At 34.8% G+C, this 24,479-nt stretch carries 20 protein-coding genes; 5 read left to right on the forward strand and 15 right to left on the reverse strand.

What is annotated here, in order from left to right; all coding sequences use genetic code 11:
- Window positions 1-108: 108 nt before the first annotated feature.
- The 6 genes from sufD to J8281_RS03005 form a co-directional block, all read right to left on the reverse strand.
- Window positions 109-1,422, reverse strand: coding sequence for a Fe-S cluster assembly protein SufD (gene sufD, locus J8281_RS02980; RefSeq protein ID WP_210196112.1), 1,314 nt, complete (start codon window positions 1,420-1,422; stop codon window positions 109-111).
- Window positions 1,423-1,466: 44 nt separating this feature from the next.
- Window positions 1,467-1,868 carry a four helix bundle protein gene (locus J8281_RS02985; RefSeq protein WP_210196113.1) on the reverse strand — a complete coding sequence of 134 codons (402 nt, stop codon included), beginning with the start codon at window positions 1,866-1,868 and terminating at the stop codon, window positions 1,467-1,469.
- A 44-nt stretch (window positions 1,869-1,912) separates the two neighbouring features.
- On the reverse strand, window positions 1,913-2,665 hold the full coding sequence (gene sufC / locus J8281_RS02990; RefSeq protein ID WP_210196114.1) for a Fe-S cluster assembly ATPase SufC: 753 nt from the start codon (window positions 2,663-2,665) through the stop codon (window positions 1,913-1,915).
- Between the two features lie 135 nt (window positions 2,666-2,800).
- Entirely contained in the window at window positions 2,801-3,217 is a 417-nt protein-coding gene (locus J8281_RS02995; RefSeq protein WP_210196115.1) for a hypothetical protein, read from the reverse strand.
- 24 nt (window positions 3,218-3,241) lie between these two features.
- Window positions 3,242-4,687: a Fe-S cluster assembly protein SufB gene (sufB, locus tag J8281_RS03000; RefSeq protein ID WP_210196116.1), complete on the reverse strand. Its 1,446-nt coding sequence runs from the start codon at window positions 4,685-4,687 to the stop codon at window positions 3,242-3,244.
- Window positions 4,688-4,751: 64 nt separating this feature from the next.
- Window positions 4,752-5,081, reverse strand: coding sequence for an iron-sulfur cluster assembly accessory protein (locus J8281_RS03005; RefSeq protein WP_210196117.1), 330 nt, complete (start codon window positions 5,079-5,081; stop codon window positions 4,752-4,754).
- Between the two features lie 450 nt (window positions 5,082-5,531).
- On the opposite strand from J8281_RS03005, the gene thiL reads away from it, so the two are divergent.
- On the forward strand, window positions 5,532-6,578 hold the full coding sequence (gene thiL, locus J8281_RS03010) for a thiamine-phosphate kinase (RefSeq protein ID WP_210196118.1): 1,047 nt from the start codon (window positions 5,532-5,534) through the stop codon (window positions 6,576-6,578).
- Window position 6,579: 1 nt separating this feature from the next.
- On the opposite strand, the gene J8281_RS03015 is transcribed toward thiL, so the two are convergent.
- Both J8281_RS03015 and J8281_RS03020 read right to left on the reverse strand, forming a co-directional pair.
- Entirely contained in the window at window positions 6,580-6,849 is a 270-nt protein-coding gene (locus J8281_RS03015; RefSeq protein WP_210196119.1) for a hypothetical protein, read from the reverse strand.
- A 214-nt stretch (window positions 6,850-7,063) separates the two neighbouring features.
- Window positions 7,064-7,837 carry an alpha/beta fold hydrolase gene (locus tag J8281_RS03020; protein ID WP_210196120.1) on the reverse strand — a complete coding sequence of 258 codons (774 nt, stop codon included), beginning with the start codon at window positions 7,835-7,837 and terminating at the stop codon, window positions 7,064-7,066.
- A 37-nt stretch (window positions 7,838-7,874) separates the two neighbouring features.
- On the opposite strand from J8281_RS03020, the gene brnQ reads away from it, so the two are divergent.
- The gene (brnQ, locus tag J8281_RS03025) at window positions 7,875-9,149 is read left to right on the forward strand and encodes a branched-chain amino acid transport system II carrier protein (protein ID WP_210196121.1); all 1,275 of its coding nucleotides are present in this window, start codon (window positions 7,875-7,877) and stop codon (window positions 9,147-9,149) included.
- Window positions 9,150-9,264: 115 nt separating this feature from the next.
- Here the strand turns inward: brnQ and J8281_RS03030 are convergent, their stop codons facing one another.
- The 7 genes from J8281_RS03030 to J8281_RS03060 form a co-directional block, all read right to left on the reverse strand.
- On the reverse strand, window positions 9,265-9,903 hold the full coding sequence (locus J8281_RS03030) for a hypothetical protein (protein ID WP_210196122.1): 639 nt from the start codon (window positions 9,901-9,903) through the stop codon (window positions 9,265-9,267).
- Between the two features lie 41 nt (window positions 9,904-9,944).
- Entirely contained in the window at window positions 9,945-11,795 is a 1,851-nt protein-coding gene (locus tag J8281_RS03035; protein ID WP_210196123.1) for a hypothetical protein, read from the reverse strand.
- 51 nt (window positions 11,796-11,846) lie between these two features.
- Window positions 11,847-13,907: a hypothetical protein gene (locus J8281_RS03040; protein WP_210196124.1), complete on the reverse strand. Its 2,061-nt coding sequence runs from the start codon at window positions 13,905-13,907 to the stop codon at window positions 11,847-11,849.
- A gap of 42 nt (window positions 13,908-13,949) precedes the next feature.
- The gene (locus tag J8281_RS03045) at window positions 13,950-15,449 is read right to left on the reverse strand and encodes a hypothetical protein (RefSeq protein WP_210196125.1); all 1,500 of its coding nucleotides are present in this window, start codon (window positions 15,447-15,449) and stop codon (window positions 13,950-13,952) included.
- A 346-nt stretch (window positions 15,450-15,795) separates the two neighbouring features.
- Window positions 15,796-16,089 carry a hypothetical protein gene (locus tag J8281_RS03050; RefSeq protein ID WP_210196126.1) on the reverse strand — a complete coding sequence of 98 codons (294 nt, stop codon included), beginning with the start codon at window positions 16,087-16,089 and terminating at the stop codon, window positions 15,796-15,798.
- Window positions 16,090-16,363: 274 nt separating this feature from the next.
- On the reverse strand, window positions 16,364-18,016 hold the full coding sequence (locus J8281_RS03055; protein WP_210196127.1) for a tetratricopeptide repeat protein: 1,653 nt from the start codon (window positions 18,014-18,016) through the stop codon (window positions 16,364-16,366).
- Window positions 18,017-18,089: 73 nt separating this feature from the next.
- On the reverse strand, window positions 18,090-19,385 hold the full coding sequence (locus tag J8281_RS03060) for an aminopeptidase P N-terminal domain-containing protein (protein WP_210196128.1): 1,296 nt from the start codon (window positions 19,383-19,385) through the stop codon (window positions 18,090-18,092).
- 218 nt (window positions 19,386-19,603) lie between these two features.
- Between J8281_RS03060 and J8281_RS03065 the strand changes: the two genes are divergently transcribed.
- From J8281_RS03065 to J8281_RS03075, 3 genes are all read left to right on the forward strand, one after another.
- Complete coding sequence (locus J8281_RS03065; protein WP_210196129.1) at window positions 19,604-22,456, forward strand: glycosyl hydrolase; 2,853 nt, start codon at window positions 19,604-19,606, stop codon at window positions 22,454-22,456.
- 130 nt (window positions 22,457-22,586) lie between these two features.
- Complete coding sequence (locus J8281_RS03070) at window positions 22,587-22,982, forward strand: DUF2721 domain-containing protein (RefSeq protein WP_210196130.1); 396 nt, start codon at window positions 22,587-22,589, stop codon at window positions 22,980-22,982.
- Window positions 22,983-23,015: 33 nt separating this feature from the next.
- Entirely contained in the window at window positions 23,016-24,467 is a 1,452-nt protein-coding gene (locus J8281_RS03075) for a PAS domain-containing protein (protein ID WP_210196131.1), read from the forward strand.
- The last annotated feature ends 12 nt before the right edge of the window (window positions 24,468-24,479 follow it).

The raw sequence follows: 24,479 nt of genomic DNA on the forward strand, positions 1-24,479 counted from the left end.
GCTTCTTTAACCGAATGAAGAAAAAAATTCAGTTTTTCATCCTAATTGACCAATGAGATCCTGAAACGAGTTCAGGATGATGATGTAAGCTGGCTTTAAAGCAGCTTGCTACAAATCAAAACCAATGTGTACATTCAGTTTATTGGCAATCAATTTATTGATTCTGCTTTTTAATTCTGGTATTTTGACACTTTCTAAAACATTATTGGCAAATGCATACATCATTAAGGCTCTAGCCTCTTTTTCACCAATACCCCGAGACCTCATATAGAACAACGCATTTTCATCCAATTGCCCAATTGTACAACCGTGTGAACATTTTACATCATCGGCAAAAATTTCTAGCTGAGGTTTAGAATTAATGGTTGCCTTATCACTTAACAGGAGATTGTTATTAGATTGAAAAGCATTTGTTTTTTGTGCTTCTTTGTTAACGATTATTTTTCCGTTAAAAACACCAGTCGCTTTTTCATCAAATATACCTTTGTAATCTTGATGACTCTCGCAATTTGGAGATGTATGATGTACCAAAGTATTATGATCTACGTGCTGTTTTCCTTCTATAATTGTAATCCCGTTGAGCACAGAATCAATTCGCTCTCCTTTTTGATAAAAATTTAGGTTATTTCTGGTAATATGACCACCAAAAGCAAAGGTATGTACAGACGCAAGACTTTGTGTTTCCTGGCTTATGTATGTGTTATCGATTAGCGAAGCATTCTGATTATCATTCTGAATTTTATAGTAATCGACATGTGCCTTTTTCTCTGCGAAAATTTCGGTTACCGAGTTTGTTAACACTGGATTTTCAGTAAGGCTTTGATGGCGCTCGATGATTTGAACATGAGAATTTTCTTCAACAATGATTAGGTTACGAGGCTGCAAAAGTAGAGAAGACTCTTTTCCAGTCGAAAAATGGATGATCTGGATTGGCTTGTCTGCCAATTTATTTTTCGGGATATAGATGTATGCACCTTCTTTAGAAAAGGCAGTATTTAATGAACTTAAACCATCTTCTTTGGGAATTTTATTAAAATAATTATCGATAAGAGGTCTGTATTTGTCTTTGGTAAGTGCAGAAGACATCAAACAAACATCAATTTTATCGTGTGTTGTTTCTGAAAGATTAGAAGAGTATTTCCCATCTATAAACACAATTTTATATGTATCTAAATCGTGAAGAAAATACTTTTTAACATCTCTAAATTCTAATGTATTTTCTTCTTTAGGAAAAACACTATAATCGTGCTTTAGAATTGTATTTAGAGATGTGTATTTCCAGGCCTCTTCTTTTTTGGTAGGAAATCCTTTTTCTTCAAAAACTTTGATGGCTTCGCTTCTTATGTCATGAACGGGAGCATCAATATCTACGGTATCTTCAAAAGCCAAAAAAGAGGATACTAATTTTTCTTTCAATTCCATAATTCAGTTTCATATTTTTGTTTCTTACAAAACAGTTTAAAGTTTCAAGGATTTGATTCCTTATATTTAATGCCCTTGAAGTCTTTTTTGTTTAAATAGCTTATAAAACCTGAAATTCTTTTACTTAAGGTTTCATAATCACTGATCAATATTTTTAATGTGTTTTCATCAATATATTCTGAATCAAAAATTCTGTATAATTGAGATCTTGTTTCTCCAGCAGATCCTTTTGCTATAGAGAGAAATTGTCTAAATTCTAAATTGCCATCTCTCTCAAAGCCTTCGGCAATGTTATCCATTACAGAACCTGAAGCGCCTTTAACTTGATCTTTTAATTTATAATCTTTTTGCAATCCAGTATTTTTGGACAAAATAATGATCTCATTGCTTAATCTTCTAGCTTCTTGCCAAATCTCTAAATCTTCAAATTTTTTAATTGTTGCCATAAGCTTAATACACTTGAAATTTGAAACAATACACCATAAATTTATTAAGCATTTATCTCTTCTTTAATCCAATCATATCCTTTTTCTTCTAACTCTAGTGCCAATTCTTTGGTGCCAGATTTTACGATTTTACCGTTATAAAGTACATGAACATAATCTGGTACGATATAGTCTAATAATCTTTGGTAGTGTGTAATAACAACAATTGCATTATCCTCACTTTTTAATTTATTTACGCCATTTGCCACAATTCGAAGGGCGTCGATATCAAGACCAGAATCTGTTTCGTCTAAAATTGCCAATTTTGGCTCCATCATGGCCATTTGAAAAATTTCATTTCTTTTTTTCTCGCCACCAGAGAAACCCTCGTTAAGGGATCGGGATAAAAACTTACGATCGATTTCGAGCAATTCAGACTTTTCACGAATTTTTTTAAGCATGTCTTTGGCAGGCATTTCTTCAATACCTTGAGCTTTTCTAGTTTCGTTTATTGCCGTTTTCATGAAATTCGTAACCGTTACTCCGGGAATCTCAACGGGATATTGAAATGATAAGAAAACTCCCTTGTGTGCTCGTTCTTCTGCAGATAATTCGTCTATATCTTCTCCGGCTAATAGAATTTCGCCGCCTGTAACTTCGTACTCTTCTTTTCCGGCAACGATATTGGCCAACGTACTTTTTCCTGCACCGTTGGGACCCATGATAGCATGGATTTCTCCAGCTTTTACAGCAAGGTTTAACCCCTTTAGAATTTCTTTTCCTTCTACACTAGCGTGCAAATCTTTAATGTCTAACATGCTTTAAATTTTAATCACTTTTACTCGGTTATCGAGATTTCAATGTTTTAAGGATTGTCTTGTTGTCTTAAAACAAAAATTAGTCTCTAATCCGATGCCTGCGATGGGCTTGTTTTATAGTTGATTACAACCTATTTAATTTTCTTTATCTACACTAGAATCCCCCGCGTTTTTAACAACGTCTGAAGCATTAATCTTCGTTGGTAATTTTGAGGTAGGAGCGCTAACCCCTATAATTTCCTTTATTTCTACGATCTCTTTCCATTTTTCTACGCCGTTGGTATCATTAGGTTTAATAATTCCTTTGATCACTACCGGCACCATGTCATATTCTTCTCGTTGCAAAGGCGCTACCTTTTTGGCTAATTCTTTGGTAGCTTCGTTAATACGTACTCCATAAATAAAATCTTTACCCATAATTACTGCTGCGCCGTCGATAAAAATAAACTCTCCTCGAATAAGGCTTGCTTCTACGTTATCGGTATCAGATTTTTCTTGTTTGCATGCTATTGCTACTAAGCTAATGGTAAGAAGAAGAACTAATTTTTTCATTATAAAGTTTTGATGGTTATACAATTACCCAACAGAACCTTCCAAAGAAATTTCTAGAAGTTTTTGAGCTTCTACAGCAAACTCCATAGGCAATTTATTTAACACATCTTTACTAAAACCATTAACAATCAAAGCAATTGCTTTTTCGGTATCAATCCCCCGCTGGTTACAATAAAAAATCTGGTCTTCACCTATTTTACTTGTAGTAGCTTCATGTTCTATTTGGGCAGTTTTGTTTTTTGCTTCTATATAAGGAAACGTATGTGCTCCACATTCATTGCCCATCAATAAAGAGTCGCATTGCGAAAAGTTACGCGCGTTGGTAGCCCTGCTATTAATTTGAACCAGCCCACGATAACTGTTTTGCGATCTCCCGGCAGAGATACCTTTGGATATAATAGTACTCTTGGTATTTTTACCCAAATGTACCATTTTGGTTCCCGTATCGGCTTGCTGAAAATTATTAGTTACCGCGATAGAATAGAATTCTCCTACCGAATGGTCTCCTTTAAGAATACAAGAGGGATATTTCCAGGTAATTGCAGATCCTGTTTCTACTTGTGTCCAGGAAATTTTAGCATTAGTTTCACAAAGCCCTCTTTTGGTTACAAAATTATAAACGCCTCCTTTGCCTTCGGCATTGCCGGGATACCAATTTTGTACCGTCGAATATTTAATCTCGGCATTATCCAGAGCAATGAGTTCGACAACAGCCGCATGCAATTGATTTTCATCTCGCGAAGGAGCTGTACATCCTTCTAAATAACTGACATAGCTGGATTCATCTGCGATGACCAGTGTGCGCTCAAATTGACCGGTTCCTGCCTGGTTAATTCTAAAATAGGTAGACAGCTCCATCGGGCATCGAACACCTTTCGGAATATAGCAAAAAGAACCATCACTAAATACAGCAGAGTTCAACGCTGCGTAAAAATTGTCTTTCTGTGGTACTACAGACCCGATATATTTTCTCACCAAATCGGGATGTTCTTGAATTGCTTCTGAAATTGAGCAGAAAATGATACCTTTTTCTGCCAATGTTTCTTTAAAAGTAGTGGCTACAGATACTGAATCCATTACAATATCTACAGCAACCCCAGCTAGTTTTTTTTGTTCTTCTAGAGAAATACCTAGTTTTTCAAAAGTTTCTAATAATTCTGGATCTACCTCATCTATGCTATTATACTTTGGCTTTTTATTGGGTGCAGAATAGTAAGAAATATTTTGAAAATCAGGTTTTTCATAATTTACATTTGCCCACTCGGGTTCTTCCATTTGTTCCCAAATACGAAAAGCTTCTAATCTCCATGCTGTCATCCAGTCGGGCTCTTCTTTCTTTTTAGAAATCGCTTTTACGATGTCTTCATTAAGACCTACAGGAAATGTTTCAGATGCTATATCTGTGTAAAATCCGTATTCGTATTCTTTGGTTTCTAATTCTTTCTTTAAATCATCTTCTGTATATGCCATCTGTTTACTCCTGAATTTGTTTTAACGTCTTAATTATTAGATCAATGGATAAAACGTTATTAATTTATAGGGAAAAACTCTCTCCACAACCGCAAGTACGACTTGCATTTGGGTTGTTAAAAACAAAACCCGTACCATTTAATCCACCAGAATACTCTAGGGTAGTACCTATGAGATAAAGAAAACTTTTCTTATCAACAATAATTTTTACACCATTATCTTCAAAGACTTTATCTCCTTCTTTTTGTTCTTTATCAAATTGAAGGTCATACGACAAACCAGAGCAACCACCACTTTTAACGCCTACTCTCACATAATCAGTAGTGGTGTTATATCCGTCTTCGCTCATCAACTCAACGACCTTGTTTTTTGCTATGTCTGATACCTTGATCATACTTCTATCACTAGATTAATTCGAAATGAATTGCAAATATACTATATAAGTAGATTGTTTTTACAAACACTAACATATATATAACAAATGTTAAAATAAGCATTTGTTATAGTCTAAAAGGTTATAAGCGATAACATAATGCGTATTTTAAATAGTCTACCCAACTATCGCATGGCTAAATTTTTTAATTGATTATCCGTAATTATGCCTAAAATTTAACTGAGCAGTCATCCTGAATTCATTTCAGGATCTTATTACGTTTATTTTCAGTAAAATGAGATGAGAAGCTGAAACGAGCCTGTGCTGAACTCGTTTCAGTATTCAGCTCGACGCAAACCGTTTAGATTAATTTACGGATATTCATAATTCTTAAGATAAAGATGTACTGTGAATGTTTTTATATAATAGAGATCTTCTAGTGTATCGTACCGGTTTAGTTATCTTTGTACCATGATAGAAGATAAAAACACACCTAGAACACAAATTTCTGATTTGGGAGAATTTGGTCTTATAGCACATTTGACAAAAAACTTTAAGATCAAGCAACCCACTACAGATTTTGGAATTGGCGACGATGCGGCGGTATTGGATTTTAAAGATAAAAAATGCGTAGTATCTACCGACCTGTTGATTGAAGGTGTTCATTTTGACTTGGCGTATATGCCTTTGAAACACTTAGGGTATAAAGCGGTTATCGTTAACCTTTCGGATATTTATGCCATGAATGCTCTGGCGACCCAAATTACAATTTCTATTGCGGTTTCTAATCGATTTCCGTTAGAAGCGTTAGAAGAACTTTATGCAGGTATCCATACTGCAGCCAAACTTTATGAAATAGACGTAGTTGGTGGTGATACTACCTCATCTACTACAGGATTGATCATTAGTGTTACGGCAGTTGGTTATGCAAATAAAGAAGAGTTGACGTATAGAAGCGGGGCAGGAGAAGGTGATCTTTTGGTAGTTTCGGGAGATTTGGGCGCAGCCTATATGGGCCTACAAGTTTTAGAGAGAGAAAAACAGGTATTCGAGGTAAATCCCAATGCCCAACCAGATTTGGATCAATACACGTATCTTATCGAGAGGCAACTCAAACCTGAAGCAAGAAAAGACATCCCTGAACTTCTCAAATCACTAGGGGTAAACCCAACCAGTATGATTGATATTAGTGATGGATTATCTTCAGAAGTAATTCATATCTGTAAACAATCTAAGGTAGGCGTAAATTTGTACGAAGAAAAAATTCCGTTAGACCCTACTGTAATTTCTATTTGTGAAGAATTCAAACTCAACAGCACTACAATCGCTTTGAGCGGGGGTGAAGATTATGAATTGCTCTTTACCATAAAACAGGAAGATTATCCAAAAATTAAAGCCAATCCTAATTTAACAGTTATTGGTCATATCACCGAAGAAAAAAACGGAATAGGTTTGGTAACCAGAGCTAATGAAAAAATTGAATTAAAAGCACAGGGATGGAACCCACTAACACCATAGTTTAAGAAGCGGCTTGAAATGAGTTTTTTGTGTTGTTTCGAGCAATTTTTTTAGCATGAACAGAAGCTAGTGCATCATTAATTTCTTTTAGTTTTGGCGTCATGATTTCTAAACGACCTCTACTATTGGTAGTTGCCTGTTCTTTACAATGTGCACAGGTATATTCTTTGATGTGGTGCGTTACATTTTTGCTAAGAACAAAGTGGTGACCAAATAGAGAACAGTACATTTTTGAAAAAGAAAAGCTAGAATTGGGGGTAGATTTTTTCATTAGTATGAGGGTTTTATAACATAGTAAAAGATTAAAGGCTCATTATCAATACAATAATACTATTATTTTCTTAATTAACAATGATTTTGTAAGAAAAATTAATGCTTTATAAAGCAGTTTTAACATAAATAATGGCGATTAAGGTGTTTTTGTGCCTTAAAAAGTGTCTTTCGTCTAGTGATATACTGTTGTAGTTATTTGGCAATTTGATAATTTATGCCAAGAATTTTTCAAGTTCTGACAAAAAATTTTCCGTATTTTCAACATGAATCATGTGTCCTGCGTCAAAGCTTATTAAATTCGTAGAAAGTTGTTCTGATTCTTGTATACTTTTTTGATATGCTATTACGGGATCTTTTTTTCCTGAAAATATGGCTTTAGGTCCTTTAAAAGCATTAAGCACTTTGGACCTATCTTTTCTATTTTTCATTCCTTCTAAAGCCGATAGTATACCTTGAAGTGATGTTTGCGAGGCCTGATTTTTAATATGCATAATTTCGTTTTGTACTTTGGCTCTGTTTTTTTCTGCAAATAGATTCGTGATTGCCATACTGATATAAGCTTTGGGATTCTTTTTTACAAAATCAATAGCTCGAGATCGATTAATCTTACGTTCTTCGGAATCGGGATATGAAGTAGCGTTCACCAAAACCAATCCACCGACCAAATCAGGAAATAAATCAATAGCCGCTAGAGCCACATATCCACCCATAGAATGACCCACCCATGTAGCATTAGAAACTCCTAAGTGAGTTAGTACTGCTTTAACGGCGTTTGCCATATCTTCCATAGTATGGATATATCCTAAACATTCAGTATGGCCATGGCCCAATAAATCTATAGCAATACATTGATACCGTTTGGAAAAAAAGGTTATGCAGTCTTGCCACATTGTCGAGTTTTCTAGAAAACCATGTAAAAAAACGATAGATTTGCCATGACCCACCTTATTATAATTTATTTTGATCCCTTTATACTTCAAAATCATTTTGAAATTTTAATTTTAGCCTTATAAACGTAACTAAATGAGATTGAATAAAGAAACATTTGTAGCAGGATTTGCATTATTCTCAATGATCTTTGGTGCAGGAAATTTGATGCTTCCTCCGTTGTTGGGATTTAAAGCAGGTGATCAATGGCTCTGGGTTACTATTGGATTTGCTATATCAGCAGTACTTATTCCGCTGGCGGGTATCTTTGCCCATGCAAAACTCCAGGGATCTATGTTGGATTTTGCTAAAAAAGTTTCTCCTGCTTTTAGTTTAGTTTATGGCCTGCTTGTATATGCGATCTCTATTGCTTTACCATCACCCCGTACCGCTTCTGTTACTCATGAAATGGCAATTCGACCGTTTTTTGAAACAAGCGCATGGATCACTAGTGCACTATATTTTGCATTCGTTTTACTGTTTGTACTCAATCGATCCAAAATTTTGAGTGTACTGGGTAAATTTCTTTCACCAATAATTTTTGTGGTTATTCTGTGTATTATTTGTATTGGAATATTTGCTACCGAGGCAAATATCGTAGCCATGGATTTTGAGAAACCTTTAATTCATGGTTTATTAGAGGGATATCAAACTTTTGATGCTATCGGTGCAGTTGTAGTAGGTGGGGTAATTCTCGTTTCTTTGAAAATAAAAGGCAAAAATGATATCATAAAAAACCGAAATATGATGATAACATCGGGTATCGTCGCTGGTATTGGTCTTTTGGTCATCTATACAGGTATGATTTATAATGGTGCTTTATTCTACACACAATTTGAACCCGATGTCATACGAACCGAATTATTATCGGGATTAAGTTTAAAAGCATTAGGAAACATAGGTAAAGTTCTTCTAAGTATATTGGTAGGTTTATCCTGTTTTACAACGGCTGTGGGTATCGTTACCGGGACTTCAGATTTTATAAAAGAGATTTTTGGAAATTCACAAAAAGCGTATGTCATAACCGCTATTACAGGTTGTGCATTTGGGGTACTTATGGGTCAATTTAATGTGCATTATATCATAGATGTGGCTGTTCCTTCATTAATGCTAATTTATCCTACCACTATTGTTTTGATATTTTTGAACATACTCCCAGAAAGGGTCACTTCTCAATTGGTTTTTAGAACGGTAGTGTTTGTGACTATAATTTTTAGTATTCCGGATTTTTTGGTATCCATCGGGTTTCGAGAGGAAATGAAGCCGCTATTAGATCTAATTCCTTTAGGGACTTATAGTTTGGCGTGGCTTATTCCTGCCGTTTTTTCTTTAGTATTTGTAAATATTATGCGTTTGTTTATAAAAAATTGAATCGGTTATCGTTTACCCTATTTTTGCATTGGAAAAGGTCGATATAGCGTTAGACTTTTGATCAAAACTCACATAAGTTTTTTACGCCGAACACATATTCATTTAGACCAGTTCACTAATTATCTAAAACATTTACAATAACTTCGTAATTTGAAAGCATTCCTTTACTAAATTTTGATTTAAGAACTGCAGTAGGCTTTGCTACAAAAGAGTTCATTGGATAAGCTTCATTGGTTAAAGGCTCTGTAAAATTTTCTGGCATTTTATTTTTGCTTTCGACCAATATTACCTCTTTATCACTGATAGTTTTTATGAGATACACTTTCTCTGTAGACGCTACAAGATCACCTTGCTCTAATTGTTGCAGTATCATTTTTTGCTGTTGTTTATTTTTGGACATAAAAGATGCTTCATGGGCTTTTCCACTTTTTATTCCAGAATAGATACCTATAGGAATAGCAATAAAAATGAGCAAGGTTACGATGGCAGCAGTCCAGTATCCCCAAGTCGGAACCTTGAGATTTCTTTTCATTTCTGCTGCCGTCTCTTTAATCTCTGTAGTCCAATTTGATTTTTTGATACGCTTTCCTGTATCGGCACATACTAGTTGTGTAACTTTTGAAGGAAACATAAAAAATAACGCTTGTACATCTTTTCGTATGAGTTGAAGTACAACTTTTCCAGAATTACAATTACCGTTTAATAATGTAAAATCTCGTTCTTCAATAAGTTGCTCTCTAATATATATCCACATAGCTTAAATGTTCATTAATTTTAATTTAACCGATTTCAGAGTTAAAAGATAGATACACTATTTCCATTATCTCTTAATGTTTGTGCATCAGTTGTTGCTTGTGCAGAAGCTTCTCCTGTAAGTGTAATTCTTGTTCCTGTAATAGGAGGGGCTACATTCACTAAACTAGTGAGTATGTTGTCTATGACGGTAGTTGAGAGATTGCCTCTACTTCCTCCTAGACGTAGTGTAGAAAAGTTTTGTGCCGAAGATAGGTTTAGCGTGGTAATCGGCACATCAGAATCTACAGTTAATTCAGAAAAAGTGGTGAGGCTTTCAAAATTAATCGTGGCCAATTGTTCTTCATTAATGGTAATACTTCGAATATTAGAGGTCGTTTCAAGATTAGGAAAAGAAATAGTAGTAACTGAGGTATTATTATTTATGTCGATTGTTGAAAATGTGTCGCTACCGGTTATTGTTGACAGGGCTGGAAATGAAATTGACGGTACAGAGGCATTAGTCGAAATCGATAGTGTTGAATGTAACGTTGTTAGATTAGAAAAATCCATACGGGTTAAGTTGGGGTGACTCCTAATATCAAAAGAAGTTCGAACATCTGGTACTCCGGCAGAAGCAAGTTGAGGAAATGCTACAGATTCTAATGCGGTATTGCTTGAGATGACAAGGCTAGCATTAAGATTGACAAGCTTTTCAAAACTTACTGTATTTAAATTCTCGTTTGTTGAAATCGTAATGGCACCATCTGTATTGACCAGCTCATTAATTTGTATGGTTGTTAATGCCGGGTTTTCTGAAATTCGAATAGCCTCAGCTACTGTTAAACTTGGTAGCGAAACACTAGTTAAATTACTGTTCTCTGTAATAGACACCGTTCTTGTTTCTTGTAGTGCGTCAAGTTGTAGTGTAATTAAGTTACTTTCAAAAATAGTAAGTGAAGAAATACGTAACAAGTCCGGAAAAATAAGTGATGTTAAACTGGGATTATTCCTGAGCGTAAAAGTATTTGTGATGGCTTCGAGCGCATTAGCTTCAAAAAGGGTCAGGTTGTCATTATTTTCTATACGTACTCGATTAAATTTATCTATGGCTCCCAATGTTACAGTGCTCAATGTCATATTCCTCTGAATCGTAATACCCGCTCCTTGGTCCATTGTAGTATTAGCCAATAAAGGGGCATTCACACTTTCTAAACTTTCATTATCTTGAATAAAAAAACCGTCTATGGTTTCAAGTTGAGGTAAGTTTATTTCAGATAGTCTAGTCTCTCGAATAGAAAGATTTCCTAGGGTTTGTAAGTTTGGAACACTAAGAGAAGATACATTTTCAGATGATTGTATGCTCAAATTTCCTATCGCTTTACACTCAGGTAGATTGAGTATTTCCAGTATCGGATTTTCTTCAATTTCTAAGCGATCTAATTGTGTAACCGAATTTAAATTCAAAGAGTTAAGTACTACATTTTCTTCAATATTTAGATCTAATGCATCATTTAATTTTTCTAAATTAACAGTTGCCAATGCATCGTTTCTACTGATTTCGACGTCTTCAAGAACAGTTTCAAGATTAGGTAATGACAGATTTTGTAAGCTGCTATTGCCAGATACTTCCAAATTGATTAGTGTTGTGATTTCGGTAAGATCCAGGGTCGTTAAATTAGTTGTATTTAAAACAAGAACGGTATGTGTATTATTACCTTGATTATTTGCGATTACTTGTAACGCTTCTTCATCGGTGATATCTCCTGCAAATACCAGATACTCTAAACCTAGGTTGAAGCCATTTTCACCATCAATACCATCGACCCCATCAATTCCATCTTCTCCATCGCTGCAAGAAAAGACCGTTAGCGTAAGGATTATACTTAGTATTCTAACAAAATAATTTTTCATAACTAAAAATTTGGTTGTTTTTTTGTTCACTAGTTGTAACTGCTTTTCGCATTAATCAAAAATATTGACTGTATTACCGTTAGCTCTTAATGTTTCTGCTTGCGATTCTGCTTGTACAGAGGCAACACCTGATAATGTAATTCTTTTACTACTAATTGCAGGCGTTATACTCACCAAATGACTTAATATAGTATCTATGACAGTGGTCGACAGGTTCCCTTGACTTGACAGATTAAGTGTCGAAAACTCCCGAATTGACGAAAAATCAACCGATGTAAGCAAAACCATAGAGTCTATGTCTACCGATCGAACCGTGGTAAGCCTCCCAAAATTCACAGATTCTAACATGTTCTCATCGATAACTATTTCTACACTAGATCCCGTTATCGTTTCAAGACTTGGAAAAGATATACTGGTAATTAAATCGTTATTTTCGATTTCTAATGCTATTGATTTATCTACAACGTTAATTGAAGATAATTGTGGAAAAGATAACGCAGCCAAGGCAGTATTTCTGGAGATTTCAAAAGTTGCATGAATGGTAGCTAGATTAGAAAAATCGAGATTCGCCAATAGAGCATTGTTACTAATGGTAAACCGTGGCGGAAAAAAGTTTGAAGAATTTCTATTCCCTACAATACGTAATACAGGAAAGGAAATGGTTGTTAAAGATTCATTATTGTTAATTTCAAATCTATCTGAATTTTGAACAGTCGTTAATGCAGGAAAATTAATTTGTTGAAGCGCCGTATTATTTACAATCCTGAGGTTTATGGTTTGTATTGCATCATCGCTTCCTAAGGTGATGAGTTTTGCAAAATTTATAGAAGTTAATGCATCATTTCCTGATATAAATAAAATTTGGAGTAAAACTTCTAAGTTTGGAAATGAAATATCTGTTAATTTTATATTATTAGCGATAGATAACTCATTTTCAATATTTTGCAATGCATTAAAATTCATGCGTTCTAATCCTTCGTTTTCAGAAATAGCAATGTTCTCACATCTGGTCATTTGTGAAAAATCTATTTGCACTAGTGCCTGATTTTCAACAATAGAAATATCTTGATCATTTGCAGTCACATTAGGAAACGACACCGTGGTTAGCGTTTCATTTTCTTCAATAACTATCCTTTTTGAACTTGTCAAATTAGGAAAGGATAGTGAGGTAGCCAAAGGATTAGAGTCAAATCTAAAATATCCTATAGACGCTAATGCATCGCTATTAAGTGTAGTAAAATTTTGGTTATTTCTGATCAAAATACCACTCACGCTAGTCAAAGCAGGCAAGTTTACAGTATTTAAATTTAGATTATTGTTTATCGATAGAATAAGATCATCGTCCTCATCTACAACCGTATCATTAGTTAGCGCGGGTAAATTAATGCTTGTAATTGCTTCGTTGTTATTGATGCGTATTTCTCCAAAAGTCTGCAAACCTTCAATAGTGATTATGGGTAGCTTTGTATTTGCATTAATTTCTAAGGAACCAGCAGATTCGAGAACATCTAAAGATAAAGCAGTTAAGTTCTCGTTTCCAGAAATACGTAGTCGCTCAATAACCTCAACCAAAGCAGGGATACTTATAGTTTCTAACGCAGGGTTGGTCCCGATAGAAAGTCGCTCTGCCCTGGCAAGTTGATTAATAATAATAGTACTTAATGTATTATTACTGGAAATACTAAAATTACCACTTATTTCATTTAGTACAGGCATTTCAATAGTGATCAGTGCATCATTACCTGAAATTAGAGCGTTTTGATATGTGGCGTTAAGATTTGGTAGTGATAGTTGTTGCAGGCGTTCGTTGTTTCTTATTTCTAATTGTACTAGTGATGTAAGCTGCGGAAGCTCTAATACGGTTAGGTTCGTTGTGTTTTCTACGACCAGGGTATGTGTATTTGCTCCGGCAGTTTCAGCAATTAAAGAAGCTACCTCTTCATTGCTCATATCTCCGGAAATTGAAATAAAACCTTTACCGCTAATGTCTCTACCATCAATGCCATCTATACCATCAACTCCGTCTGTTCCATTAACGCCATCTTCTGTGCTACAGGAAATAACTGTTGCTAAAATCGTAATTACAAAAATGTTAAGATATCTATTTTTCATCGTTACATGTTTATTTTCATAAATTCTAAAGCATAGTACGCTTTAATTTCTAACTGTGACAGTATTGTCGTTGCTCCGTAAGGTATCAATATCAGTAGTGCTTTCGGGAGAAGGTGTACCTGTAAATGAAATGGTTGTACCTGTTATAGGTGGGGTAATGTTAACTAGTCGACCAATAACAGTATCAATAGCTGGTGTAGAAAGTCTTGAGAACGCTAATTCATCGAAGTCTTGAAGTGATGATATGTTTATATTGGTTACTATGCTTTCAGAATTAATGATAAGCTCGTGGATAGAGGAAAGTTGATTAAAATTAATCGATTCGAGACTTACAAAGGTTAATCTAATTCCTCTAGAACTACTTCCATAGGTTTGTAAACTAGGAAATGACAGTGTAGTTACCCTATCATTGTTTTCGATTGACAAACTAAATCCGGTTCCATTACCTATATTCGTTAATGCAGGAAAAGAAATGGTGGTTAGGGTCGTATTGTCTTCTACAAATAATCGACTGCCCACATTTTCTAATCGTTCAAAATTGAAATTCGACAAGGCTTCATTGTTTAAAATCTGAAGGGTTGCACAACTAGTTAAATTAGAAAATGAAGCCGTAGTAAGACTGGTATTACTATCTATTGAAATAAAATCAGTACTAGTTAGCGCATTTAATGTTAATGTTGCTAGATTCGAATTTCCTGAAAATGTAAATCCACCACCGGTAGTTACGCTATTCAGATTAAGAGAGGTTAAATTTTCATTACTATTAATTCGTATAGCATTGCGAGAATTCGAAGTAGTTTGCAATACGGGTAAATCGATACGCTCCATAGCCATATTTGAACTAATAGCTATAGTGGTTGCGGTTTCCAGATTAGGTATAGAGAGCTCAAGAAGCATATTATTACTGGTAATGTCCAGCGAAGAAAGCGATTGTAATGATGCTAAGGACACACTAGCAATATTCTCATGATTTCTGATGCTTAATCCACCATTAATTGTTGTTAAATTTGAAAGATCTAAACGTTCTAACAAGGGTTGGTCTGAAAACGTTATCGAGGCAGAACTTCTTAAGTTAGCTACGTTTATTGATGTTAATACCGGGTTTGCGTTTACAGTAAGACCACTATTTAATACAGTAAGGCTTGACAAATCTACGCGATCCAAAGAAGGGTTATTTGAAATTTCTGCCCTTTCGATAATTGTGGTTACATTTGCTAATAGTAAACTTTGCAGGTTCTCGTTTCCTTCAACGATTAAAGAAGCCAAATTCGAAACTGATGAAATGTCTACAGCTGTTAAATTTGTGGTGTTTTTGATCAAAATACTATGCGTATCTTCACCAAAGTTTTCAGCAACTAATGTAACCGCTTCTTCATTGGTGACATCCCCGGTAAGTATAAGTGTTCCTACTCCATTATCAACCCCGTCTACACCATCGGTGCCGTCTACACCATCGGTTCCATTAATGCCGTCTTCACCACTACAGGAAAAAGTGAATAGTACTAAGGTGATCAAAAAGAATCTAATAAATACATGTTTCATTCGTTTATATTTTTGTTTTTTAGTTGTCAGATGGAATCGCCATATCATCATATCGGTAGGTTTCATCTTAATCGTTATGGCTTATTTCATAATACATCTAGGTCTAGGTTTGCATATTTAGTTGTTATCTAAATTTCGCTAAAATATAAATAAAATGACAGTAGCGAAATATATACACCGTAATTGATGGTCAAATATATCGTAGTATAGGTAAAAAAATGTTCCAGATTATAATATGGTACATCTTTTTTATTGAACTGGTTTAAAAAGTTTACATCAGTTTATTAATTTGTTGTGACTTCGTGCTATGCGTCTACATGAAATAAGTTCGGGATAAATAAAGATCCTACCAAACGCTAATTGCAGGTAAAATTGTAAAAGCCGATATTATATATACCACTAATAAAGAAATCGATATAGCTATAATAAAGCGAACTGGTATACTGCTATAGGGTAATATGAGTATAGTGCCAAAGCTTATCGACGCAACGGCACAAACGAAGAATATTGCGCCACAAATTAAGCTTTTTAAAAAATGATTTGTGGTATGGTCTGCATAGTGAACCACATAAATTAGTAGTCCAAGAAACAGCAAAGCATCTAGGGTTAGAATCTGTAAAAGGTGTTGAAGTGTTTTCATTACGTTTATTGCTTTACTCGATAATCGAGATTTAGATACACCAAGGCTTATCATGATATAAAAATTTAGTTGCTAAATCGTATTTCAAGAGTTTGCCATTGAGGTCGCTTACTCAATTCTATAAGTTTACCGTTTGGGTTTAACTAGCACACATCACGATAAATTAACAGTACGGCGCATAGCAATTATGATAGGTTGAAAGTAGCAATAAATGATCAAGAAAAAGGTTCAAATTATAAATTGGAGCTTCTTTACAAGGGACTTATCCATAAAGTTAGCTATATTTTTTTTGAAATTCTGAAGGTGTTAGTCCTACAAGATTTTTAAATACTCTATTGAAAGAAGTCTTACTAGGAAAGCCAGCTTCGTATCCAATAGCTAAAATTTTATAATCTTTGAATTTAGGATTTTGAATCATTTTTTTTGCGGTATCGACCCTGTACAGATTAATGAAGCTATTAAAATTTTTCTGAAAACAAACATTTAATACCTCAGAGAAGAGATGCACACTTATTTGTAGACAATTCGCAATATCAGATTGTTTAATTTCATGATCCAAATATGGTTTTTTCTTTTCCATATAGTCTAGAATAAGCTTCATGTATTCTTTCTGGTCTTCTGGACTTAGCGAAGTTTTTTTCGACGATCGTATCTCGGTAGTTTTTTGAGAAAACTCTCGTTTTTGGTTTTTTAAAGCCAAGGCATTTAGAGTGTCTTTTAGGACTTCATTTTCGTTTTGTAGCAATAACTTGTCATCTTTCAATTGTAAAGATTTTTCTGCTAGTTTTTTACGCTTATTCCAATAAAAGATTGAGGATACCAGCAATAAAGCGACCAAAACAATTCCTAGAAAAATATAACGTTGTTTTTCTTCACTTAGAAGTGTGATTGACTTTTCCTGATGCGTAATAATTTTGGTTTTATTTTTGGTTTCTTTTTCTAATTCTAAACGTTTTGCCTTAGAGAGCGTTTTTAAGTATTGGTCCCGGGTTTCTGTATACGCTTTTTGTTCTTCTAACGAACTTTTTAAGTTGCCTAAAGATTCATATACTTTGGATAGTTGATGATGCGAGTTCATTTTAATTTTCAGAAAATTTCCTGAAATAGCAATTTCTTTAGCTTCTGTTAAAGGGTTTAATGCTTTAGAAGGTTTTTTTAAGCCAAGAAATGCATTAGCAATAGTCAATTGTGTTAAGGCTTTACTTTCTATAGATTCTTTATCATCAATAAGTTTTAATATGTGTTGCCCATTTTTTAGCACATCTTCAAATCGATGTAATGCTAAATAACATTCTGAAATATTAATCATCGAGCTGATCAAATAATCCTTACGACTCGATTTAATTGATAATTCTTTTGACAGCTCCATATATTCAAGAGCCTTTACAAATTTCTTTTGATTTAGATATGCTGTTCCAATTATACTATATGCAACATTTTTAAACATATCTGGATTATCATGATTTTCTGCCAGAAGGAGTACATTTTTCATAGCTACTATTGCCATTTCATAATCACCCATGGCTATGTATAAATTCCCTAAATTGGTTTTAATAAGACTTTTAATATAAGAGTCCTCGGGTAATTTTTCTGCTAATTTTTCTGCCTCAAGATAGGTGTCTAAAGATTTTTCGTATTGATCTGTTTGTTGGTAATAAATTGCAATATTGACTAGTGTTCGAATTTTTGTGTCCTCTAAATTATTGGCCTTGGCCATTGCCAAAATAACGTTACTATAAGCCTTAAAAGTTTTTAAGTTTCCCGCTCTATAGGCGTCTTTAGATAAAAGGGTGTATTTGGCAATGCTGTCTTCTACAGCGGGAAATTTTTGATCATATATAGAAATATCAATGATAGTAGTCTCCTGAGCACATACAACAACGATCTGTATCCAGATTGCAAAAAAAAGATAAAGGGACTTTTGCATTTTGACTTAACTCTATTGATTTTAAAAGTATCGCCAAAGATATTGATTTTACTGGGTAAATAAAAGAGCGTTATTACGATTGATTCATCAGCTCTTCAATTTCATCAGCTTCAATAGGGATATTGGCCATCAGGTTAAAAGGTGCTCCTTTTTCTTGAATTACCACATCGTCTTCTAATCGAATTCCGAAGCCTTCGTCTGGGATATAAATACCAGGTTCTACGGTAAATACCATATTGGCTTGCATGGGCTCGGTTAAAATTCCGTAGTCATGAGTATCGAGACCTATATGATGTGAAGTACCATGCATAAAGTACTTTTTGTATGCAGGCCAGTCGGGATTTTCGTTTTGTACATCTACTTTGTCCAAAAGCCCAAGGCCAAGTAATTCGGAAGTCATGATCTTACCGACCTCAACATGATAATCAGCCCAAATAGTGCCTGGCACTAACATTTTGGTAGCTTCGTTTTTTACCCTAAGCACCGCGTCATACACCTCTCTTTGGCGTTTTGAGTATCGACCAGAAACAGGTATGGTTCTGGATAAATCACTAGAGTAATTCGCATATTCTGCAGCGATATCCATTAGAATGAGATCTCCGGCCTTACATTCCTGGTTGTTTTCTACGTAATGCAGCACGTTTGCATTATTACCACTAGCAATGATAGGTGTATATGCAAAGCCCTTGGATCGATTATTGATAAACTCATGTAAAAGCTCGGCTTCGATATTATATTCCCAGACGCCGGGTTTTACAAAATCCAAAAGTCGACGAAATCCTTTTTCAGTAATATTACAAGCAGTTTGCATAAGATCGATTTCTATAGGCTCTTTTATCGAACGCAAACGTTGTAAGATAGGATTACTTTTTGCCACGGCATGAGCGGGATATTTACTTTTCCACCATTTGGTAAAACGATCTTCACGAGTTTCGGTTTCTACATTAGACCTATAATGCTCATTGGTGTTTACATATACGATATCGCACTGTGTCATGACCTCAAAAAAAATCTTTTCGAATTGATCAAGCCAGTATACGGTTTTAACTCCTGACACCTCAAAAGCACGCTCTTTGGTTAGTTTTTCACCTTCCCAAATGGCTATAAGTTCACTGGTTTCTTTTAAAAATAAAATTTCTTTGTGCTTCTCGTTTGGAGCATCAGGAAAAAGAAGCAAAATACTTTCTTCCTGATCAACACCACTTAAATAAAAAATATCTCTATGTTGCTCAAAGGGCATAGTACTATCTGCGCTAATCGGGTAAATATCGTTACTATTGAAGACAGCAATACTGCCAGGTTTCATTTGAGAAGTGAATTTTTGCCTGTTTTTTATAAAAAGATGGCTGTCTATTGGATGGTATTTCATGGTATGGATTGCATAATTAGTACTGAATTCCAAAAATAATAAAGCATAGAAGATGTATTGTTAAACAATATCTAAAAATTTTGAGATTGTATTCACAATATCTACTTTCATCGCCCATTATTTATATAATGAACAGATCCAATGAAGGTCATCATCTAAGGTCTAATTGCCTCATTTTAAAGTCATCATTGGTTTTGATACACTAAATTACCGTCAAAATGAAAACACAAGCACTCACTTTATTTTTCTTTATTGTTTCATTATTTCTTTTTTCTCAACAGCCTTCAACTATTGCAGAAGATGTTATAAAAGGATTGTCACAAAAGCAACAAATGGAAGCTACCTCACTGGTTAAGAATGTTCCGTTTAAAAATATAGGTCCATCGGTAATGAGTGGTCGGGTTGTTGATATAGATGTGAATCCAAATAATACTACAGAGTTTTATGTTGGATATGCATCTGGTGGAGTATGGTATACCAATAATAACGGCACCACATTCGAACCGGTTATGGATACTGCTAAAACTATTAATGTAGGTGATATTGCTGTAGATTGGAAAAGTGGGACGATTTGGGTAGGTACCGGAGAGAACAATTCGTCGCGATCGTCATACGCGGGTATTGGAATTTTAAAATCAAATGATAAGGGAGCAACTTGGCAACATATGGGATTAGAGGATTCGCATCATATCGGTCGAATAGTAATTAATCCTGAAAATCCGGATGAGGTAGTAGTAGGAGTTACAGGGCATTTATATTCTTCTAATGACGAACGTGGTATTTATAAAACTACAGACGGTGGTAAAACCTGGGTCAAGACACTATTTGTTACTAATGAAACAGGAATTATCGATCTGGCAATGGCCCCTGGTAATTTTAATGCTCTATATGCTGCCTCGTGGGAAAAAGATCGTAAAGCCTGGAATTTTAAAGGGAGCGGATCAGGGTCAGGTATTTATAAAAGCACAGATGCAGGGGTTACCTGGACCAAAGTTTCAAATGATAAAAGTGGTTTTCCTATTGGCGAAGGTGTAGGTAGAATTGGTCTTGCTGTTTTTAGCGAAGATATACTTTATGCAGTTCATGATAATCAGTCAAGAAGAAAAAAAGAAGATCAGAAAAACGGAGAACAAAAGTTGACCAAAAAAGATTTCAAAACGATGTCAACCAAAAAATTTCTGGCCATTGATGATAAAAAACTAAATAGGTTTTTGAAAACCAACGGTTTTCAGGAAAAATACAGAGCAGACAATTTAAAACAACTCGTTAGAGGTGGTACCGTAGAGCCAATCGATCTTGCCAAATATCTAGAAGATGCAAATTCAATGTTGTTTGATACTCCGGTGATTGGGGCTGAAGTATATCGAAGTACAGATGGTGGTACAACCTGGGTCAAAACACATACCGACTTTTTAGATGACCTCTTTTTCAGTTATGGGTACTACTTTGCACAAATTCAGGTAAATCCTCAGGATAAAGATCATATTTATATTAGTGGGGTACCTATTTTAAAATCAAAAGATGGGGGTAAAACATTTAAAAGTATAAGTGCAAAAAATGTTCATGCAGACCATCATTCGCTTTGGATTAATCCTAAAAATCCAAATCATTTGATTAATGGTAATGACGGGGGTGTAAACATCACTTATGATGATGGAGAGAATTGGATCAAAGCCAATCAACCAAGCGTAGGGCAATTTTATGCCATTAATGTAGATAATGAAACACCGTATAATGTATATGGTGGATTACAGGATAACGGAGTCTGGGTAGGAGCCAATACAAGTAAAGAAGACGAATCATGGCATCAAAGCGGGCATTATCCCTGGGAAAGTATAATGGGAGGCGACGGGATGCAGGTACAAATCGATGATAGAGATTCGAATATTGTATATACCGGATTTCAGTTTGGAAATTATTTTAGACTCCATCGAGCAGAAGGTAAAAAAACATTTATTCAGCCAAAACACGAGTTGGGAGAATCACCATATCGCTTTAATTGGCAAACACCTATATTGCTTTCTACTCACAATCAAGATATTATATATTTTGGAGCGAATAAACTGATGCGATCCATGAATCAGGGAGATGACTGGACAGCTATTTCTGCAGATCTAACGAACAAAGGTAAAAAGGGAAATGTAGCTTATGGTACATTGACAACAATTTCAGAATCCCCCTTGGTATTTGGTTTGCTGTATACCGGTAGTGATGATGGATTGGTCTATGTATCTCAAAACTCTGGCGCGAGTTGGTCAAAAATATCAGATGCTCTCCCAAAACATCTTTGGGTTTCGAGAGTATTGGCTTCTTCACATAAAAAAGAGCGCGTATATGTAACGCTTAATGGATATCGATGGGATGACTTTACTCCTTATGTTTACGTAAGCGAAAACTATGGCGCTACCTGGAAAAATATAGGGAAAAGTCTTCCTTTATCTCCGGTTAATGTAATTAAAGAAGATCCAAAAAATGAAAATGTACTTTACTTGGGAACCGATAATGGGGCATATGTGTCTTTAGATAAGGGAATTACCTGGCAAGCTTTTTCTCAAGGACTGCCCAATGTAGCAGTACATGATTTAGTGATTCATCCACAGGCTAATGATTTGTTATTAGGAACACATGGTAGAAGTATCTATAAAACAAATATCGAACCCATACAAAAACTTGATAATACCCTTGCCAAAAAGGACCTCCATGTTTTTGATAATAGAAAAGTGAAATGGTCTGATCAATGGGGTAAATCCTGGAGCAAATGGCTCGACCCTAATGTGCCGTCTACAACAATTCAATTGTATGCAAAAACCCCTGGAAAGTACGATCTTCAAATCATTACTGAAAATGGAAAAGTGCTTCAGGAATTTTCTGCCAGAGTTAACAAAGGTTTAAATTATATCCCTTATGACCTAACAATTACCGAAAATGGTAAACATCTTCTTGAAAAAGAATTCGAGGATGAAGAAATTTCTAAAAAAGACAATGGTAACTACTACTTGCCTGTGGGAATATATCACATAAAAGTATCTAACGCTGAGATAGAAGAAAAGAGTACGCTACAAATTAAGTAAATTACCTCGAGGGGGTCTAAGTAATTATCAAGCAGAGCCATCGCAGTATTAGAATTGAGACCGCTTCGTTTTGATAATCAAGAGAAACTAGATTATTTTTTAGGTACATTTAGCTCTAAAAATAACGACTATGACACTTACTATGGGTATCCCTGCATTGCTGTTTCCTGCTATATCACTTACAATGCTAGCTTACAATGCACGATATTTGGCAATTGCCGCATTGATCAGACAGTTACATAAAGCTTATCTAGAATCCAAATCTAAAAACATAAGATTGCAAATTGCGAATCTAAGAAAGCGATTATGGCTCATAAGAAATATGCAGGCCATAGCTATTTTAAGCTTTCTTACTAGCGTAATTACTATGTTCTTAATTTATCTCACTTATAATACCTGGGCCAATATAATCTTTGGTATTAGTTTAGGTTGCCTCATGGTCTCATTATTGTTATCATTTGTCGAGGTACAAATTTCTACTAAAGCACTATCTATACGACTTGATAGGATTGAGGAAAATAAGTAAGAAATGCGTATCTTGTTCTATTAATTCTCTTTAATGCTTCAAAATGAACTGTTTAATAACGTAATACGAGATTTCAATGCAGGGTATTGGGAGCTACACACCAATCCCGATACAGAGATTTGGTCTTTAAAGTTTTATGAGCAGATAGGTTTTAGTAGTAAGGATTTAAAAGCTACACTAGCGTACTTTCTAGAACATCTAATCCACAAAGATGACATTGAAGTTTTTAGAGATAATTTTTTGAATTATAGAAAAAACACCATTCATTTTAAGCAGCATATCAAAATTCTTACAAAAAGTGGAACGTATAAACTTTTTCGATGTGCTACTAATAATGAATTACCGGTAAATATTAAGTCTGAGACAAAACTAGTATTCTTTTTTGAAATAAAACTAGAACCTAATCAAGATATTACTAAGGATAATTTCTACTACAAAGAGACCGCTCAGATGACTGCAACCGGAAGTTGGTATGTCGATTTTCAAGAAAAAAAGAGTTTTTGGGATTTTGAGACAAGGCGAATTTTAGAATATCCTGATGATTACCTACCGTCGCTCAAAGATTCTGCCAATTACTATGCGGCCGATTCGAGGCAGCAGGCAGCCGATCTATTTTTTAATTGTGCTATGGTGGGTACACCCTTTAATACCGAGATCAAAATGGTAACGGCAAACCAAAGAATTTTTTGGGTACGAGCTATTGGAAAACCGGTATATAATGAAAATAAAGAGATTATTGGTATACGAGGTGTTTTTCAAGATATTGATGAAATTAAAAAGAAAGAAATACGATTGCAGAGGAGTATGGATATTATTACCTCTCAAAATTCGAGATTGTTCAATTTTGCTCATATAGTATCTCATAATTTAAGATCTCATACCAGTAATCTATCCTTATTGGTTCAATTAATAGAGGATATCGATAATCCCGAAGAAAAAATAGAATTGGTTAATGAGGTGAAGCAGATCTCATACAGTTTGAATACTACAATAGAACATCTTAACGAGATTGTAGCTATTCATACAAATAAAGATCAAGAAAGAAAGAAGATCAGGTTTCAGGACTCACTAGATTTGGTAACGAGTGGTATTGGGCAAATGATCGCGTATAGTAAAACAACCATCAAATCAGATTTTACAAAATTAGAAGAGATCGACTATATCCCGGCATATCTAGAAAGCATACTGCTCAACTTAATAACCAACGCCATAAAATACAAGCATACAGATAGAGATCCGGTAATACATATAAAAACCTATATCAAAGACAATCATAAGTATCTGGAAGTTATCGACAATGGAAAAGGAATTGACATGAAACTGTTTAAAGATAAAGTATTCGGAATGTATAAAACGTTTCACTACAATAAAGATGCCGTTGGCATTGGTTTGTTTTTAACCAAAAATCAAGTAGAATCTTTAAATGGCACTATCGCTGTGGAAAGCGAGGTAGACGCAGGAACAAAATTTATAATAGAATTTTAACCCGTTGATCGG

It is taken from the genome of Aquimarina sp. U1-2 (assembly GCF_017897595.1).
GTDB lineage: Bacteria > Bacteroidota > Bacteroidia > Flavobacteriales > Flavobacteriaceae > Aquimarina.

Bases quoted from the DNA above. Each gene is read 5' to 3' on its own strand.
- sufD (WP_210196112.1), bottom strand. From the start codon at position 1,422: ATGGAATTGAAAGAAAAATTAGTATCCTCTTTTTTGGCTTTTGAAGAT.
- J8281_RS02985 (WP_210196113.1), bottom strand. From the start codon at position 1,868: ATGGCAACAATTAAAAAATTTGAAGATTTAGAGATTTGGCAAGAAGCT.
- sufC (WP_210196114.1), bottom strand. From the start codon at position 2,665: ATGTTAGACATTAAAGATTTGCACGCTAGTGTAGAAGGAAAAGAAATT.
- J8281_RS02995 (WP_210196115.1), bottom strand. From the start codon at position 3,217: ATGAAAAAATTAGTTCTTCTTCTTACCATTAGCTTAGTAGCAATAGCA.
- sufB (WP_210196116.1), bottom strand. From the start codon at position 4,687: ATGGCATATACAGAAGATGATTTAAAGAAAGAATTAGAAACCAAAGAA.
- J8281_RS03005 (WP_210196117.1), bottom strand. From the start codon at position 5,081: ATGATCAAGGTATCAGACATAGCAAAAAACAAGGTCGTTGAGTTGATG.
- thiL (WP_210196118.1), top strand. From the start codon at position 5,532: ATGATAGAAGATAAAAACACACCTAGAACACAAATTTCTGATTTGGGA.
- J8281_RS03015 (WP_210196119.1), bottom strand. From the start codon at position 6,849: ATGAAAAAATCTACCCCCAATTCTAGCTTTTCTTTTTCAAAAATGTAC.
- J8281_RS03020 (WP_210196120.1), bottom strand. From the start codon at position 7,837: ATGATTTTGAAGTATAAAGGGATCAAAATAAATTATAATAAGGTGGGT.
- brnQ (WP_210196121.1), top strand. From the start codon at position 7,875: ATGAGATTGAATAAAGAAACATTTGTAGCAGGATTTGCATTATTCTCA.
- J8281_RS03030 (WP_210196122.1), bottom strand. From the start codon at position 9,903: ATGTGGATATATATTAGAGAGCAACTTATTGAAGAACGAGATTTTACA.
- J8281_RS03035 (WP_210196123.1), bottom strand. From the start codon at position 11,795: ATGAAAAATTATTTTGTTAGAATACTAAGTATAATCCTTACGCTAACG.
- J8281_RS03040 (WP_210196124.1), bottom strand. From the start codon at position 13,907: ATGAAAAATAGATATCTTAACATTTTTGTAATTACGATTTTAGCAACA.
- J8281_RS03045 (WP_210196125.1), bottom strand. From the start codon at position 15,449: ATGAAACATGTATTTATTAGATTCTTTTTGATCACCTTAGTACTATTC.
- J8281_RS03050 (WP_210196126.1), bottom strand. From the start codon at position 16,089: ATGAAAACACTTCAACACCTTTTACAGATTCTAACCCTAGATGCTTTG.
- J8281_RS03055 (WP_210196127.1), bottom strand. From the start codon at position 18,016: ATGCAAAAGTCCCTTTATCTTTTTTTTGCAATCTGGATACAGATCGTT.
- J8281_RS03060 (WP_210196128.1), bottom strand. From the start codon at position 19,385: ATGAAATACCATCCAATAGACAGCCATCTTTTTATAAAAAACAGGCAA.
- J8281_RS03065 (WP_210196129.1), top strand. From the start codon at position 19,604: ATGAAAACACAAGCACTCACTTTATTTTTCTTTATTGTTTCATTATTT.
- J8281_RS03070 (WP_210196130.1), top strand. From the start codon at position 22,587: ATGACACTTACTATGGGTATCCCTGCATTGCTGTTTCCTGCTATATCA.
- J8281_RS03075 (WP_210196131.1), top strand. From the start codon at position 23,016: ATGCTTCAAAATGAACTGTTTAATAACGTAATACGAGATTTCAATGCA.